The 15,176-nt window shown below is 68.5% G+C and carries 12 protein-coding genes; 6 read left to right on the forward strand and 6 right to left on the reverse strand.

Annotated elements, in window-relative coordinates; translation table 11 throughout:
- Positions 1-2: 2 nt before the first annotated feature.
- The 3 genes from ACSQ2G_RS19615 to ACSQ2G_RS19625 form a co-directional block, all read right to left on the reverse strand.
- Positions 3-2,879 (reverse strand): TonB-dependent receptor plug domain-containing protein, encoded by a 2,877-nt coding sequence (locus tag ACSQ2G_RS19615; RefSeq protein ID WP_436033718.1) that lies wholly within the window; start codon positions 2,877-2,879, stop codon positions 3-5.
- Between the two features lie 403 nt (positions 2,880-3,282).
- Positions 3,283-3,780 (reverse strand): type II toxin-antitoxin system VapC family toxin, encoded by a 498-nt coding sequence (locus ACSQ2G_RS19620; RefSeq protein ID WP_310085018.1) that lies wholly within the window; start codon positions 3,778-3,780, stop codon positions 3,283-3,285.
- Positions 3,780-4,034, reverse strand: a complete 255-nt coding sequence (locus ACSQ2G_RS19625) for a type II toxin-antitoxin system Phd/YefM family antitoxin (RefSeq protein WP_436033721.1) — start codon at positions 4,032-4,034, stop codon at positions 3,780-3,782. Before ACSQ2G_RS19625 ends, ACSQ2G_RS19620 begins: the two co-directional genes overlap by 1 nt.
- A 207-nt stretch (positions 4,035-4,241) precedes the next feature.
- Between ACSQ2G_RS19625 and ACSQ2G_RS19630 the strand changes: the two genes are divergently transcribed.
- Complete coding sequence (locus tag ACSQ2G_RS19630) at positions 4,242-5,612, forward strand: cation:proton antiporter (protein ID WP_436033722.1); 1,371 nt, start codon at positions 4,242-4,244, stop codon at positions 5,610-5,612.
- A 151-nt stretch (positions 5,613-5,763) separates the two neighbouring features.
- Positions 5,764-6,132 carry a YciI family protein gene (locus tag ACSQ2G_RS19635; protein WP_436033724.1) on the forward strand — a complete coding sequence of 123 codons (369 nt, stop codon included), beginning with the start codon at positions 5,764-5,766 and terminating at the stop codon, positions 6,130-6,132.
- Between the two features lie 13 nt (positions 6,133-6,145).
- Here the strand turns inward: ACSQ2G_RS19635 and ACSQ2G_RS19640 are convergent, their stop codons facing one another.
- The 3 genes from ACSQ2G_RS19640 to ACSQ2G_RS19650 form a co-directional block, all read right to left on the reverse strand.
- Entirely contained in the window at positions 6,146-7,705 is a 1,560-nt protein-coding gene (locus ACSQ2G_RS19640) for a tryptophan halogenase family protein (RefSeq protein ID WP_436033726.1), read from the reverse strand.
- Between the two features lie 81 nt (positions 7,706-7,786).
- Positions 7,787-9,307, reverse strand: a complete 1,521-nt coding sequence (locus tag ACSQ2G_RS19645; RefSeq protein WP_436033728.1) for a methyl-accepting chemotaxis protein — start codon at positions 9,305-9,307, stop codon at positions 7,787-7,789.
- Positions 9,308-9,526: 219 nt separating this feature from the next.
- Entirely contained in the window at positions 9,527-11,095 is a 1,569-nt protein-coding gene (locus ACSQ2G_RS19650) for a glucan biosynthesis protein G (protein ID WP_436033730.1), read from the reverse strand.
- Between the two features lie 225 nt (positions 11,096-11,320).
- On the opposite strand from ACSQ2G_RS19650, the gene ACSQ2G_RS19655 reads away from it, so the two are divergent.
- Genes ACSQ2G_RS19655 through ACSQ2G_RS19670 form a run of 4 tightly spaced genes read left to right on the forward strand, consistent with a single transcriptional unit; the run spans position 11,321 to position 14,872 of the window.
- A complete protein-coding gene (locus tag ACSQ2G_RS19655; protein ID WP_436033732.1) occupies positions 11,321-12,436 on the forward strand; it encodes an MlaE family lipid ABC transporter permease subunit in 1,116 nt (371 codons plus the stop codon).
- The gene (locus ACSQ2G_RS19660; protein WP_436033734.1) at positions 12,433-13,299 is read left to right on the forward strand and encodes an ABC transporter ATP-binding protein; all 867 of its coding nucleotides are present in this window, start codon (positions 12,433-12,435) and stop codon (positions 13,297-13,299) included. The genes ACSQ2G_RS19655 and ACSQ2G_RS19660 overlap by 4 nt, the downstream gene beginning before the upstream one ends.
- Positions 13,299-14,237 (forward strand): MlaD family protein, encoded by a 939-nt coding sequence (locus tag ACSQ2G_RS19665; RefSeq protein ID WP_436033736.1) that lies wholly within the window; start codon positions 13,299-13,301, stop codon positions 14,235-14,237. The genes ACSQ2G_RS19660 and ACSQ2G_RS19665 overlap by 1 nt, the downstream gene beginning before the upstream one ends.
- On the forward strand, positions 14,234-14,872 hold the full coding sequence (locus ACSQ2G_RS19670; protein WP_436033738.1) for an ABC-type transport auxiliary lipoprotein family protein: 639 nt from the start codon (positions 14,234-14,236) through the stop codon (positions 14,870-14,872). Before ACSQ2G_RS19665 ends, ACSQ2G_RS19670 begins: the two co-directional genes overlap by 4 nt.
- The last annotated feature ends 304 nt before the right edge of the window (positions 14,873-15,176 follow it).

Here is a 15,176-nt window from a genome sequence, read left to right on the forward strand (position 1 = left end):
GCCTAGAACTCCCTGCGGACGGTCAGCCAGACCGACCGCGGCGCGTTGCGCTTGAGCAGGAACCCCGACTCCGGCAGCTGGGCGACCACATCGTAGACCTGGACGTTGGCGGGAAGGTTGCTGCTGATCATCGGGTCGTAGGCCGAGACATATTGCGTGTTCAGCAGGTTGCGGACGTCGACGGTGACCTTCGTCCTGGCCAGGCCCTCGTACTGCACCGAGACGTCCACATTGTCCTGCTTGGGCAGGAAGCGGTGGTCCAGGGCGTTGGTGTTGAGCTTGCGCTCGTCCATCCAGCGGTGGCGGACGTTGAAGCGGAAGTCCTTGTAGCGATAGGAGACGGTGTTGCTCACCGTCCACTTCGGAGACCGGGCCAGGATGCCCGCATCGACGCGCAGGACATCGTCGGCCGCGCCCAGGCCGTTGGCGCCCGTATTCAGCCAGTTGTAGGCCGCGGTCGTCTTGCCGTTCAGGTAGGTCACGGACGGAGACCACTCGAGGTTCCGGGTGATCCGCCACTTCGCCCACGATTCAATCCCGCGCGTGAAATACGTGTTGAAGTTTTCCGGCAGCAGGTAGGTCGAGACGTTGTCCGTATCGACGGCCGTCGGATAATCGTTCACCGCGAAGCTCTGGTAGAAGGCGGTGACCTGGCCGTTGAACTTGCGATCGCCGAACGTGTAGGCCAGTTCGTGACCCTTGATAAACGCGGTCGGACCGAGCGGACGTACCAGGGCGGCCACGGTCGAGTAGCGATTGATCACGCCCGCCGCCGGCTGCTTGGCGTCGGTGTAGCGGTAGTAGATCTTGTGCTTGTCGTTGAAATTGTAGCCGACCGAGACGCTGTAATCGACGACGCCCAGGGCCCGGTCGGCGCGGATGACCTTCGACGCCGTCTGGGTCATGGTCACGTTGTCGTAGACGGTCAGCGGGTCGCCATCGAGCCCGCCATTGGCCAGCGAGCCGGCGGCGGCGTTGCGGGTGTCCCAGGTCTCGGAATAGGTCTTGGCGTTGAAGTGCTGGTACTTGATGCTTCCGTTGAAGTCCCAGTGGCCCGGCGACCAGTTGAAGCCGGCATAGGGCGAGGCCTCCAGGATCCTGGCCCGTTGCGACACGGTGGTGAACAGGCCGCTGCCGTACGAGCCCCAGCCGCCGGCGTCGGTCAGCTGATAGGTCGTTCCTGATGCGGTGACGTATCGGACGCCCAGGTTCCGCACCTGTCCGTCGGCCCAGGCCGACACGCCCAGGCCGTTGGCCCAGTTGTCGTTGGCCTGGTGGGAGCGGGCCACGTAGATCCCGAAATTGAGGTTGTAGGACTCGCCGTGATAGCTGGCGGTGAAGTTGCCCATGACGTCCTTGGACCCACGGTCGTTGTCCTCCGCCCGGGTCAGCAGCACCAGGTCCTGCGAGGCGCTGGCGACCGGCACGACGCCGGAATTGAAGGTCCCGTTGGCGTTCGGGATCGTGGCGGTGACCAGGCCGCCGCGCATGTCGATGTCGCGATTGGGCAGGCTGTTGCCGACGATGCAGAGGCTGTTGGTCTGCCAGGTGGTCGCCGTGACCCGCGGACAGGCCGCGCCGGTGCGGTAGTTGGTCCCCAGCTGCGAGCCGGCCACGTTGTTGGCGATCCGGGCGACCATGGCGCCGGCGGCATCGTAGAACTCGTAATAGCCGGGCGTGCGATCGAGATTGTTGATGTTCAGGCCGAAGCGCTCGCGCGTCGCCGCCGCCGAGGCCAGGGAGGCCAGGCCCTGGGGCTTGTAGGACTGGCCCCGATAGTCGGACTTCTGCACGCGCAGCGCGCCCGTGAAACCCCAGGGGCCGTCGGTGTCGTGGCGCCAATTCAGCGAAATGGCGTCCTGCCGGTAGCGATAACCGGCCGACGGGTCCAGCGTGTGGCTGCCGGGCTTGAAATAGTTCGGAACGATCTGCTCGCCGCCGTTCATGAACAGGTTCACATCCCGCCCGAAGCCCGGGATCTCCTGCGCGTCCCGGTAGCCGTAGGTCGGCTGCTGGAAGGTGGTCAGCTCGGCGTTGGTGTCGTCCAGGTGCTTGAGGATGACGTTGAAGGAGCCGGACCCGCCGGCGCCCCGGTACTCCTTGTAGAGGTTCACCTTGAACTGGCCGCCGTGGTTCAGGTCCCACCCCGGATCCACCTGGCCGTTGGACCGGCGATAGAAGCCGCTGACCCCGACGCCCGCGTCGCCGGCCTTGTTCACCCAGCCATAGGATCCGTCGACCTGCTTCCACGACAGGTGCAGGTCGTCGCCCTCGAAGCCCAGGCGGGTCTGGATGACCCCGCCCGGCTTCACCGCCCCGGTGATGTAGTTGAACGTGGAGCCGACGGAGGTCGTCACACCGGTCGCCGACGAGCCGCCCCGGACCGACTCGACCCGACTGGTCGAGATGTCGGCGCGGTAGAAATAGCCGTCCTGGAAGCCGCTGAACTTGAACGGCACGACCGGTAGGCCGTCCTCGAGAATGGTCGTCCAGAAATAGCCCGAGGTGTTGGCCCCGGTGCCGATGGTCATGCCGCGGGTGAACACCTCGTTGCGCGCCACGCCGTCGTTGGATTCGACCACCACGCCGGGCATGTCGCGCAGCATGTCGTCGGCGCTGATCGGCGTGAACTTGGACATGTCGTCCTCGTTCAGCACCGAGAACGAGACATTGGCCTTCTTGGCCTGGGTGTTGGCCATGACGCCGGTGACGATCACCTCGTCGACGGCGCTGACCTCGCTGTCGGCCTGGACGGGCGCCGATCTCGGCGCGGCCGCCTTTCGTGGCGCCGCCGATTGCGCCTGGGCCGCGGTCGCCGCCAGGACGCTCGCGCCGGCGGCCAGGACCAGCGCCATGTGCGAAACCTGCAAGGCGCGCATACAGACGCGCCGGGGCTGTTGAGCACCCATTCTTTCCTCCCCTTCGGGCTTTGGCCCGACCCTGTTTGGCGCGAGATTCAGAGCTCGCTTGGCTGACCGCGTCGTCGGAACCGAAAGGGCTCAGGACGTCCCGATCAGCCTATTGTTATCGATATCAATGCAACTTGAAGGCTGTCAACGTCTTTCGACAGCCGTGCTTCCATGCCCATCGCTCCGCGCCACCAGTCGCTGAAGTCCAGATGTCAGGCTTTATGCCGGATGAAACGCCCCGCCGGCGGCGGGTTGATCCAGCCCGCGAAACGCTTCGGGTCCGTCTCGCGACTGTTTACGATATCATCCTGGAATAGCGTGGCTGACCTCGCCCATCCGGCTTCCGCGACCGGGCTCGCCCACCCAGCTCGGGTTAGCCCCGCACGAAGATGTTCCGCAGCCATTGCGACCCGGCCTTGGCGGCCTGGCCCCAGTCCTCGCTGTCGTCCAGCGCCTCGGGCTTGTAGCCCCAGGGGTTGAACAGCTTCAGCCGGTTGACCTTGAAGGCCGCCCCGTTACGGGTGACCAGGGTCAGGCCATGCTCCAGGGCGGTGGCCGCCAGCAGGGCGTCGCGGGCGTCGGTCAGCGGCAGGCGACCCCGCGCCCGGACGACGGCGGCGTCGACCGGCAGCACCCGCCCCTCGAAGGCGCCGGCCACCTGGCCGTCCAGCCAGGTCCGCAGGGCCGCGCCCGCCGCCTTGTCCTTGCGCTCGACCCGCGCCACGCCGGTCTCCAGTTCCAGCAGGGTGATCGCCGAGATGAACAGGCTGGAGCGGGCGACCCCGGCGGCCCAGCCGGCCAGGCCCGGATCGGTCCCGCCGGCCTTGGCGTTGCGCAGCTCGAAGACGATGTCGGTGTCGAGCAGGTACATCAGCCGCGCCAGTTCACGGGGTTGTCCCAGGTCTCGTCCGACCGCGTCTCGGCGACGTCCAGGGCGACCGGCGCGCTCATGGCCAGCAGGTCGACGATCGTCTCGGTCTGGCCCGACAGCTTGCGATAGGCCTCGATGCTCATCAGCACATGGGTGGTCCGACCCCGGTCGGTCACGAACACCGGCTCGATCCGCGCGGCGCGCTTGGCCTGGCTGACATCCTGGTTGAAGTCGCGGCTGGAGATGACCTTCATGTGCCTACGTACCTACATTGACAAGGCTGTCTTGTAGGCACGTTACTACATTGTGGCGTTCGAGCAACAGGAAATTCCCCAGCAAAAACAATCTTCTGAACAACGGCGTCCAAAACGTGATTTCGGCTTGCGGCCAAAAGCCAAGTCTGCGCGGCTTGGCCTCAACGGCGGGGAAACGCCGAGAAGGATTCACCAAGGGGGGACGCTTTGTCCGACGTCATATCCAGTCTCATCAGCACCGTGGCCGGCATATTGGGCCCGCACGGCCCGGCCACCGCGGCCGCCGCGCACAGCTATGCGCCCGCCGATTTCAGCGTTCACTTCTTCCTGCAGCTGGCCGCGATCGTGCTGGCCTGCCGCGTCGTCGGCTGGCTGGGCCAGAAGGTGGGCCAGCCCCAGGTGGTGGGCGAGATGGTCGCCGGCGTGATCCTGGGCCCGTCCCTGCTGGGCCTGCTGTTCCCGCACTTCCAGGGGATGCTGTTCCCCAAGGAAACCAAGAACGTGCTGTATGTCGGCGCCCAGCTGGGCGTGGGCCTCTACATGTTCATGGTCGGCACCAGCTTCCAGGCCGATCACTTCAAGGCCAAGGCCAAGAGCGCCATGAGCGTGTCGTTCGCCGGCATCGCCGCGCCGTTCGTCATCGCCGCCATCATCACGCCGTTCCTGCTGAAGGTGCCGGGCCTGTTCGCCGCCGGCATCGGCCAGGGCGCCGCCACCCTGTTCATGGGCGCCTGCATCGCCCTGACCGCCTTCCCGATGCTGGCCCGGATCATCAATGAGCGCGGCCTGGCCAAGACCTCGCTGGGCACGCTGTCGCTGACCGCCGGCGCCTTCGACGACGCCGTCTCCTGGTGCGTGCTGGCCGTGGTGCTGGCCACCTTCGGCGGCGGTCCCGGCGTGGCGGTGCTCGCCATCGGCGGCGGCTTGGCCTGGGTCGCGTTCGTCACCATCCTCGGCCCGAAGATCCTGGCTCCGCTGGGCCGCATGGTCGAGCGCGAGGGCCAGATGAGCACCTCGGTCCTGGCCATGATCATGCTGGCCTTCTGCCTTTCGGCCTTCCTGATGGACGCCGTCGGCATCCACGCGATCTTCGGCGGCTTCATCCTCGGCGTGGTCATGCCGCGCGGCCTGCTAGTGCAGGAGCTGAAGAAGAAGGTCGAGCCAATCGCCGTCGTGCTGCTGTTGCCGATGTTCTTCACCTATTCGGGCCTGAACACCCGGATGGACATGGTCAACTCGCCCCAACTCCTGCTGATAGCCCTGGGCGTCCTGGCCGCCTCTGTCCTGGCCAAGTGGGGCGCCTGCTACGTCGCCGCCCGCGCCTCGGGCGAGAACCACCACACCGCCATGGGCATCGGCGCCTTGATGAACTCCCGCGGCCTGATGGAGCTGATCATCATCAACATCGGCCTGCAGAAGGGCATCATCGGCCCGACCCTGTTCTCGATGCTGGTGCTGATGGCCATCGTCACCACCGTCATGGCCAGCCCGCTGTTCGAGGTGGTCTACGGCAAGAAGGCCCGCGAGACGGGCGAACTGGACGCCATCGAAGGCGCGCCCGTGAAGGCCGCCGCCTGACCTTTCAAAAGTCGCTTCCCTGGGCCCTCGCTCTCCTGCCGGAGCGAGGGCTTTTTTTGCCAAAAGTCGCGCAACGATGTCGGCTTCCGAAAGCCCCATTCGTCATTTCGAGACAAGGCCGACGAGGCCGGCTCGAACAGGGAGACAGGCGATGCGTGTGATGGTGCTCGTTAAGGCGACCGAAGACAGTGAAAAGGGCTTTGTCCCCACGCCGGAGACGATGGCGATGATGGAGGCGATGGGTCGGTTCAACGACGAGCTGGTCAAGGCCGGGATCATGCGCGACGGCGACGGTCTCAAGCCCTCCTCCCAGGGCAAGCGGGTCGCCTTCGACGGCGCCGGCCGTACGATCATTGACGGCCCCTTCGCCGCGACGCGCGAACTGGTCGCCGGCTTCTGGCTCTGGGACGTCAAGGACATGGACGAGGCGGTCGCCTGGGTGAAGCGCTGTCCCAACCCCATGCTGGGCCCGAGCGAAATCGAGATCCGGCCGCTGTACGAGATGGCCGACTTCGCCTGACGCCGTACCAGCCTCAGGCCGACTCCAGCGACCGGTCGAAGCCGAAGCGGTTGATCTGGGCGATCAGGTCGCGGTGGCTGGGCAGGTCGTGGGTGGCGCGCTCGCCGAAATTGCGGATCTTGGCGAACAGCTTTTCGGCGCCCGCCACGTCGGGGAATTCGCTGCGCCCCGGCGACAGGTCGGTTTTGAAGCCCATGCCGTACAGGATGTACTGGTAGTTGAAGAAGGCGAAGGTCTCCAGATCCAGGATGAAGTCGTAGCGGGTGGGCGGCCGCCAGCGCCACTGTTCCAGGAGGTCGACCAATCGCTCGGGCATCGAGGCCGGATCGGCGTTCTGGCGCCAGAACGGCTCGGTGCGCTGGCTCAGGCAGTAGTGCAGCTTCAGGAAGGTGATGATGTTGTCGAAACGGGCGGTCATCAGCTCGTTGAAGCGGAAGGCCGGCGCGCTGATCGGGCCGTTGTGCGGGAACAGCTCGGCGATGATCGCCACCGCCGCCTCGATCAGCACCACCCCGGTCGACTCCAGCGGCTCCAGGAACCCCGCCGACAGGCCCACGGCCACGCAGTTCTTGACCCATTGCTTGGTGCGATAGCCGGCCTCGAAGGCCAGGGTGCGCGGCGCGATCTCGACGTCCTGGCCGACATAGCCGCGCAGGATCGCCTCGGCCCGGCCGTCGTCGATGTGGTCGCTGGAATAGACGCAGCCGACGCCGCGCGCGCCGTTCAGGCCGATGTCCCAGGTCCAGCCGGCCTCGTGGGCGGTGGCGACCGTGAAGCTCTGGATCGGGGCGTCGGGACGCTCATAGGGGATCTTGCAGGCCAGGGCCCGGTCGGTGAACAGGATCGGCCGCGCCGACTTGAACGGGGCCTTCAGGGCCTGGCCGATCAGCTCGGCGTGGAAGCCCGTGCAGTCGACATAGAGCTCGGCCTCCAGCCGCCCGTGCTCGGCGCAGACCACGTGGTCGATGGCCCCGGCCGCGTCCAGCTCCACCTCCGTCAGCCGTCCCTGCAGGTGGCGCACGCCCAGCTCGCGGGCCCGCTCGGCCAGCACCTGGGCCAGCTTGGCGGCGTCGAAGTGGTAGGCGTAGTTCAGCGGGCCGGAGAAGTTGCCCTCGTGCGGGCGCTTGGGCGCGCGCTGGGCGTCGGCGACCCGCGCCTGGATGGTCATGGCCTCGGCGAACGGCGCGCGGGTCGCCTCGTCCTGCAGCAGCCAGTAGGGCGCCAGACTCGTGCCGTCGGTCGAGAACGGGGCCTCGAATGGATGGAAGTACTGGTGGCGCTCGCCGTCGTCCCGCGGCGCCCAGGCCCAGTCGTTGAAGCGGATGCCCTGCTTGAAGGTGGCCGAGGTCTCGCGGATGAACCGCGCCTCGTCGATGCCCAGGAACCGCAGGGTCGTGCGGATGGTCGGGAACGTGGCCTCGCCGACGCCGATGATGCCGACGTCGGGCGACTCCAGCAGGGTGATCTCCAGATGCGCCTGCTCGGCGATCCGCAGCGACTTGGCCAGGTAGGCGGCCGTCAGCCACCCGGCCGTGCCGCCCCCGACGATCAGGATTCTGCGTCTACGATCCATGCCGCCTTGATAGCGCCCTCCAGCCGACGGGGACAGGCACATGTGCCTGTCCCCAACCGTGCCCCAACCGTGCTCAGCGGATTACCGCCCGGACCGGGCGAAAGCCGCCACGCGTTCACGGGCCTGATGCACCGCGTGGTCGCCCGACGCCGCACCCGTCCGGAAGCCGCCCACATGGTTGGACAGGTCCGCGGCCTCGGCGCGCAGGGCGTGGGTGGCCTCGGTCGACTGCTGGACCATGGCCGTGTTCCGCTGGGTCACCTGGTCCAGCTGGTTGACCGCCACATTGACCTGGCCCAGCGCCGAGGCCTGCTCGTTGGCCGAGGCGGCGATCTCGTCGACCAGGGTGTCGATCACGCCCACCTTGTCGACGATGCCGCGCAGGGCCTGGTTGGTCTGGGCGACCAGATCGACGCCCTCGCCCACCTGGCGGCTGGAATCGGCGATCAGGGTCTTGATCTCCTTGGCCGCGTCGGCCGAGCGCTGGGCAAGGGCGCGGACTTCCTGAGCGACGACCGCGAAACCGCGGCCGGCGTCACCGGCGCGGGCCGCCTCGACCCCGGCGTTCAGGGCCAGCAGGTTGGTCTGGAAGGCGATCTCGTCGATCACGCCCAGGATCTGCGAGACCTTGGCCGAGGAGGTCTCGATCTGGGTCATGGCCTCGGCGGCGCGGGTGACGATCGCCCCCGAGCGCTGGGCGTCGGCGGCGGCTTCGCTGACCTGGGCCGAGACGGCCTTGGCGCTCCTGGCGGTGCGCTCGACCGTGGCGGTCAGTTCCTCGACCGCGGCGGCCGTCTGCTCCAGGGTCGCGGCCTGCTGCTCGGTGCGCTGGGCCAGGTCGTCGGCGGCGTGGGCGATGTCGTCGGCGCCCGAGCGGATGCCCGAGGTGGCGCGCTCGACGGCCCTGATGGTGTCGGCCAGGGCGGCGGCGGCGTGGTCGAAATCGGCCTTCAGGCCCAGGAACTCGGGCGACAGGGCGCCGTCGACCCGGGCCGACAGGTCGCCCGCCGCCAGTCGCGACAGGGCCTGCCCCACGGCGGCCACGGCGGCGGCCTGGCGCTGCTCGGCGGCCTGGCGCTCGGCGGCCATCCGCTCGCGCTCTTCCTGCAGGATGTCGAGATAGCTGGAGATCGCCAGGTCCATGTCCAGGAAGGTGGCCTTGATCAGCGCCACGACCTGGTCGGAGACCTCGCCCTCGCCCTTGCCGCCGAACAGGCCGCCCTTGGCCCGCTTGGCCAGCACCGCGCGGATCAGGTGCTCGGCGACCAGGGCGTAGCCGCCGATGTACCAGCGCGGCTCCAGCCCGGCGCGGACGTGGGCCTGGCCCACGCGCTGGACGCCGGCGGCGTAGTCCGGGCCGTACTCGGCCGTCGCCAGCTTGCGCCAGTGGTCGCCCTGGCGCGCCTGGGCCCCGTCCATCTGGGCGCGGCTGGCGAACAGCGCGCGCATCTCGGGATAGGCGCGGACCTGGTCGTAGAAACTGTCGAGGGCGGCGTGGATCTCGGCGTCGACCACCGGCTTGGCGGCCTGCAGCGCCGATCGCGCGCGTTGGTCGAACCGCATGAAGGCCATGCGTTGGTCGAGTTGCTGATTGACGCTCATGCCGCTGCCCCGAGTTCCGAAATCCGTAGGATCCAAAGGGGTGACCCGATTTCATTAACCGAGCTTGAAATCAGGCTCCCTTAAGGGCTCGGCGGAGGAGCGACCATCGGCTTCAGCGACGGTCGATCCCGTCAAGCCGCCGTTCGGCGGCGCCCCTCGCCTAGCGGCAAGTCCTTCCCCGAAATCGTCCGGGGCGGCTAGGCGGACATCCGCGACCGCCTACGCCGTCCAGAGATACCGCCAGGTCTCCGAGATCGCCCGGTCGCCCCGCGTCAGGCGCAGCGACAGGTCGATGTCGGTCGCCTTGGGGCGGACGCCGAACGCGACGCGGGCCGCCGCCTCGTCGGGATAGGGCGACAGGTCGCGCCAGACGATCTCGCCGCCCTCGGCCTGGAGGTCCATCGCCACCCCGTCCAGCCCCTCGGCCAGGGCCCCGCCCTGCAGGTCGACCGTGAACAGCCGCAGCCCGGCCTGGGCGTCGGCCCCGGTTCGGGTGCGGAACACCCGGGCGTCGGGACTGGCGAAGCGTTCCTGACCCCAGTGCAGGCGATAGCGCAGGTCGACCTGCGACCCGGCCGTCCACGGGGCCTTGGGCCGCCAGAAGACGGCGATGTTGTCGTCGGTCTCCTTGGTGGTGGCCAGCTCGGCTAGGTGCACCGCGCCCTCGCCCCAGGCGTCCAGCGGCTCGACCCACAGGCTGGGCCGCAGGTCGTAGCGGGCCTGCAGGTCGCCGAAGTCCTCCAGGGCCCGCGCCCGCTGCACCAGGCCGAAACCCCTGGGGTTCTCGTCCGGAAAGCTGCTGAGGCGGTGGGCCTGGGGGTTCTGCAGCGGCCGCCAGACGTGCTCGCCCTTCCCGGTCCAGATCGCCAGGCCGTCGCTGTCGTGCACGGCGGTGCGGTAGTCCTGGACCGGCGACGGGTCGGCGACGTTGAACAGGAACATGCTGCTCATGGCCGCGACCCCGACCTTGGTCATGGCGGCGCGCGGGAAGATGCTGGCGGCGACGTCGAAGGTCACGTTGTCGCCCGGCCGGATCGTGAAGCTGTAGACGCCGGCGCAGCTGGGACTATCCATCAGGGCGTGGACGACCACGGCGTCGCCGCCGGCCGCCGGGTCGCCGGCCTCGGGCCGCTCCAGCCAGAAGGCGACGAAGTCAGGGAACTCCTCGTTCGGCTCGCCGGCCCCGATCGCCAGGCCCCGCGCCGACAGGCCGTAGCGCTGGCCGCGGCCCAGGCTGCGGAAGTAGCTGGCGCCCTGGAACACGGCGATCTCGTCCAGCTTGCCCGCCTCGTTCAGCGGCCACAGCAGGCGGAAGCCGGAAAAGCCGTTCCAGCCCTTGGCGACGTCGGCGTGCTCGCCGGGGATCTCGAACATCGCCGGGTCGAAGGCGATCGGCCGCGCCAGGCCTGCGGCGACCTCGTAGATCGGCAGCGGGCGCGGATACAGCCAGGCCGGCGGGAAGAACTCGGCCCGGAACGCCGGCTGGCGGTCCTTCCAGAGGTCGGCTTCGGAGCGGAAGCGGATGCGGAAATAGTCGTCGTACGTCAGGCCGGTTATCGTGGGCGGCGCGGGCGGCTTGGCGTAGGGCGCGGCCGCCAGGGCGCGGGCCTTGTCGCGCAGCGCCTCGACCGAGAACGGCTGGCTGGCGGCGTCGACGGCGGGGACCTGGACGGCGGGAGCCTGGGCGGCGGGAATCTGGGCGGCGACCAGGCGCGGCGCCATGGCCAGGACCGCCGACAGCGAAAGCCGGCCGAGCGCGGCGCGGCGGTTGAGCGAGCTGGGAAACATTCGGGCCTTTTAGAGCAACGCCCCCGTTGCAGGCCATACAACGCACCTTTAGCGACAAAGGTTCGACCATTCGCCCGGATCACGGCATGGTCGCTGGCGCGAGGCCGCGCACCCGCCTATTCCTAGCGCAGTAAGCGTTGCAACAAGCCTGGCCTTGGCACGTTTGGGCTTGGTCGAGCGTCTTGGTAAGCTTCGACGGCGGATTACAGGGACCGACGAGACTTCATGGGCGCTCCGGCTGATTTCACCCTCAAGGAGACCGCCGGTCACAAGACGGCCGTGCTCTCGGGGGACTGGACCGCGCGCGGCATGGTCGACGCCGGCGAGCGCCTGGTCCAGGCCATGGAAGGCTCCCAGGCCGTCAACCTGGACCTCAGCGACATCAGCCGCTGCGACACGGCCGGCGCCTACGCCATCATTCGCGCCGCCGACGGCCGGCTCGACACGGGCCGGATCAAGGCCGGTCCGCGCACCCTGCGCCTGCTGCAGCTGGTCGACGACGCCATCCAGGTCGAGCCCGAGGCCGCGCCGCCGCGCAAGGGCTTCCTGGCCCTGCTGGAGCGCATCGGCCGGGGCGTCTACGGCCTGGGCGACGACCTCTACAGCACCCTGGCCTTCCTCGGACACCTGCTGGTCGCCATCGGCCGCTGCATCGCCAAACCCAGCCGCATCCGCTGGGCGCCGGTGGTGGCCTTGGCCGAGCGCGCGGGCCTGGACGCCATCCCGATCGTGGCCGTCACCACCTTCTTCATCGGCGCGGTCGTGGCCCTGCTGGGCGCCAATCTCTTGACCCAGTTCGGGGCCCAGGTGTTCGCGGTCGAGCTGATCGGCGTCTCGGTGCTGCGCGAATTCAACATCCTGATCACCGCCATCCTGCTGGCCGGCCGCTCGGCCTCCAGCTTCGCGGCCGAGATCGGCTCGATGAAGATGAACCAGGAGATCGACGCCATGCAGGTGATGGGGGTCGACCCCTACGAGGCCCTGGTTCTGCCGCGCTTCGCCGCCCTGCTGATCACCATCCCTCTGCTGACCTTCGTGGCCACCCTGGCCGGCCTGGCCGGCGGCATGCTGGTCACCTGGACGGCCCTGGACCTGTCGCCGACCTTCTTCCTGCAGCGGATGCAGGACTCGATCGGCGTGCAGCACTTCTGGATCGGCCTGTCGAAGGCCCCGGTGATGGCCATGGTCATCGCCGCCATCGGCTGCCGCCAGGGCATGGAGGTCGGCAACGACGTCGAGTCCCTGGGCCGCCGCGTCACCGCCGCCGTGGTCCACGCCATCTTCGCGATCATCGCCATCGATGCGGTGTTCGCCCTGATCTACATGGAGCTCGACCTTTGAGCCCGGCGAACACGTCCGAGACGGCCGAGGACGAGGCCCCGTCGACCGCCGAGGCCCCGCCGATCCGGGTCACCGGCCTGGTCTCGCGGTTCGGCGACAACGTCATCCACGACGGCCTGGACCTGACCGCCAACCGCGGCGAGGTGCTGGGCGTGGTCGGCGGCTCGGGGGCCGGCAAGTCGGTGCTGCTCAACACCATCATCGGCCTGAAGGTCCCCGACGGCGGTTCGGTCAAGCTGTTCGGCCAGGACATGGCCGACGCCTCGCGCCGCCGCTGGAACGTGATCGAGCGCCGCTGGGGCGTGCTGTTCCAGCAGGGGGCGCTGTTCTCGAACCTGACCGTGCGCGAGAACGTCGCCGCGCCGCTGCACGAACACACCCGCCTGCCCAAGGGCGAGATCGAGCATCTGGCCGACCTGAAGATCGCCCTGGTCGGCCTGCCCGCCCGGGCCGGCAACCTCAAGCCCGCCGAACTGTCGGGCGGCATGCGCAAGCGCGCCGGCCTGGCCCGCGCCCTGGCCATGGACCCCGAGCTGCTGTTCCTGGACGAGCCCACCGCGGGCCTGGACCCGATCAGCGCCGCGGCCTTCGACACCCTGATCAAGGACCTGTCCGACAGCCTGGACCTGACGGTGTTCATGATCACCCACGACCTGGACACCCTCTACGAGATCACCGACCGCATCGCGGTGATCGCCGATAAGCGCGTGGTCGCCACCGGTTCCGTCGAGGAGCTGGAGAAGAACGACCACCCCTGGATCCAGGAGTATTTCATGGGACCGCGAGGCCGCGCGGCCGCCGACCAGGCGGCGGCCCAGGTGGCGCCCCAAATGGCTCCCCAGACCACACCGAGGACGAGCTGATGGAAAGAAACGCCAACTACGCCTTGGTGGGCGCCGCCACGCTGATCCTGTTCATGGGTCTGCTGGTCTTCGCCGTCTGGCTGGCCAAGCTGAGCTTCAACCAGGAATACGACCTGTACGATGTGCTGTTCGTCGGTCCGGTGCGCGGCCTGTCGGACGGCGGCGAGGTGCACTTCAACGGCATCAAGGTCGGCGAGGTCACCAAGATCGCCCTGGACAAGTCCGACCCCAACCGCGTGATCGCCCGCGTGCGCGTCACCTCGGACGTGCCGATCAAGACCGACAGCTTCGCCACCCTGGAGCCCCAGGGCATCACCGGCGTCAACTATGTGCAGATCACCGCCGGCGCGCCGTCCAAGCCGCTGTTGAAGACCACGGTCAAGAGCGGCGAGGTGCCGGTGATCCGCAGCCAGCGCAGCGCCCTGTCCGACCTGCTGGAAGGCGGCGGCACGGTGCTGACCCGCACCATCGAGGCCCTGGACCGCGTCAACCGCGTGCTGTCGGACGACAACGTCAAGACCTTCAGCGCCTCGCTCAACGACGTCCAGGTGGTCACCGCCGAGCTGCGCGAGCGCAAGGCGATCATCGCCGACGCCCAGAAGGCCCTGCAGAGCATCGACACCACCTCGACCAAGATCGGCCAGCTGTCGGACTCGGTCAACGGCCTGGCCGACGGCGACGCCAAGCGCACCCTGAAGAACCTGGGCGACGCCGCCGACGAGCTGAAGGCCACGGCCAAGGACGTGCGCGGCATGGTCGGCAAGCTGGACGGCCCGACCAGCGACTTCGCCGCCACCGGCCTGCCGCAGCTGTCATCGGCCGTCGTCACCCTGCAGTCGGCCGCCGAGTCCCTGGACCGGCTGGTCAGCGAAGTCGAACAGAACCCGCGCGCCCTGGTCGGGAAGGCGCCGGCCAAGGAACTGGAGGTCAAGCCGTGAGCATCCTGCGCACCACCCTGCGGTCGGCGACGATCGCCGTCGCGGCCGTCGCCCTCACCGGCTGCATCAGCCTGTTCCCCAAGACCAAGCCCGCCGGGCTTTACCGCTTCGGCCACGCGGCGGTGGAAAGCTCGCGGCCGGTCACGGACAAGAACTTCGGGGTCTTCAAGACGCCGACGGTGTTCACCCGCGCGGCGATGAGCGACCGCCTGCTGTCGGTGACCAACGGCCAGGCGGCCTACATCTCTGACGCCCGCTGGGTCTCGCCGGCCATCGTGCTGTTCGACGAGGCCGTGGCCCGGGCCTTCGAGGCCGAAGGCAGCCAGGCCCGGCTGGTCACCCGGGGCGAGGCCCTGAAGGCGGCCATGGCCCTGCGTCTGGAGGTCCGTTCGTTCGAGACCGACTATGTCGACGGCCCCAAGGCGCCGCCGCAGGTCCTGGTCGAGATCCGCGCCGTCACCACCCGCAGCAACGACCGCGCCCTGCTCGGCGACAAGGTGTTCGTCGCCCGGGTCAAGGCCGCCGACAACCGCCTGTCGGCGATCATCCCGGCCTATGACCAGGCTGTCGGCCAGGCGCTGTCGGAGATCGTCGACTGGGTCGGCGAGACGGGGGCGAAGCTGCCGGCGAGCTAGGGCGGGTCGGCTTTCAAGGCCTTGCGTCCTTCGAGGCGCGCTCTCGAGCGCGCACCTCAGGATGAGGAATTCAGCACAAAGTCCCTCACCCTGAGACGCCCGCGCAGCGAGCCTCGAAGGACGCACCGCATGGCTGAAAGCGGCCCAGTCCGCCGATTTCCATGTCCGGACCGGCGGTAATGGCGGATGTCCGCTTTCTGGCGTGGCGCGACGGGCTGCTTTCGACCCTGAGCGGACGTTAGGCTCAGGACTCATTGCTCATGGCCAGAACCACGATTGCGGCGCGGGCCTATTCCGCCCCAAT

This window comes from Caulobacter sp. LjRoot300 (genome assembly GCF_964253875.1).
GTDB lineage: Bacteria > Pseudomonadota > Alphaproteobacteria > Caulobacterales > Caulobacteraceae > Caulobacter.

Coding starts and splice junctions, on each gene's coding strand:
- ACSQ2G_RS19625 (WP_436033721.1), bottom strand. CDS start 4,034: ATGAAGGTCATCTCCAGCCGCGACTTCAACCAGGATGTCAGCCAGGCC.
- ACSQ2G_RS19645 (WP_436033728.1), bottom strand. CDS start 9,307: ATGAGCGTCAATCAGCAACTCGACCAACGCATGGCCTTCATGCGGTTC.
- ACSQ2G_RS19640 (WP_436033726.1), bottom strand. CDS start 7,705: ATGGATCGTAGACGCAGAATCCTGATCGTCGGGGGCGGCACGGCCGGG.
- ACSQ2G_RS19655 (WP_436033732.1), top strand. CDS start 11,321: ATGGGCGCTCCGGCTGATTTCACCCTCAAGGAGACCGCCGGTCACAAG.
- ACSQ2G_RS19650 (WP_436033730.1), bottom strand. CDS start 11,095: ATGTTTCCCAGCTCGCTCAACCGCCGCGCCGCGCTCGGCCGGCTTTCG.
- ACSQ2G_RS19620 (WP_310085018.1), bottom strand. CDS start 3,780: ATGTACCTGCTCGACACCGACATCGTCTTCGAGCTGCGCAACGCCAAG.
- ACSQ2G_RS19635 (WP_436033724.1), top strand. CDS start 5,764: ATGCGTGTGATGGTGCTCGTTAAGGCGACCGAAGACAGTGAAAAGGGC.
- ACSQ2G_RS19665 (WP_436033736.1), top strand. CDS start 13,299: ATGGAAAGAAACGCCAACTACGCCTTGGTGGGCGCCGCCACGCTGATC.
- ACSQ2G_RS19615 (WP_436033718.1), bottom strand. CDS start 2,879: ATGCGCGCCTTGCAGGTTTCGCACATGGCGCTGGTCCTGGCCGCCGGC.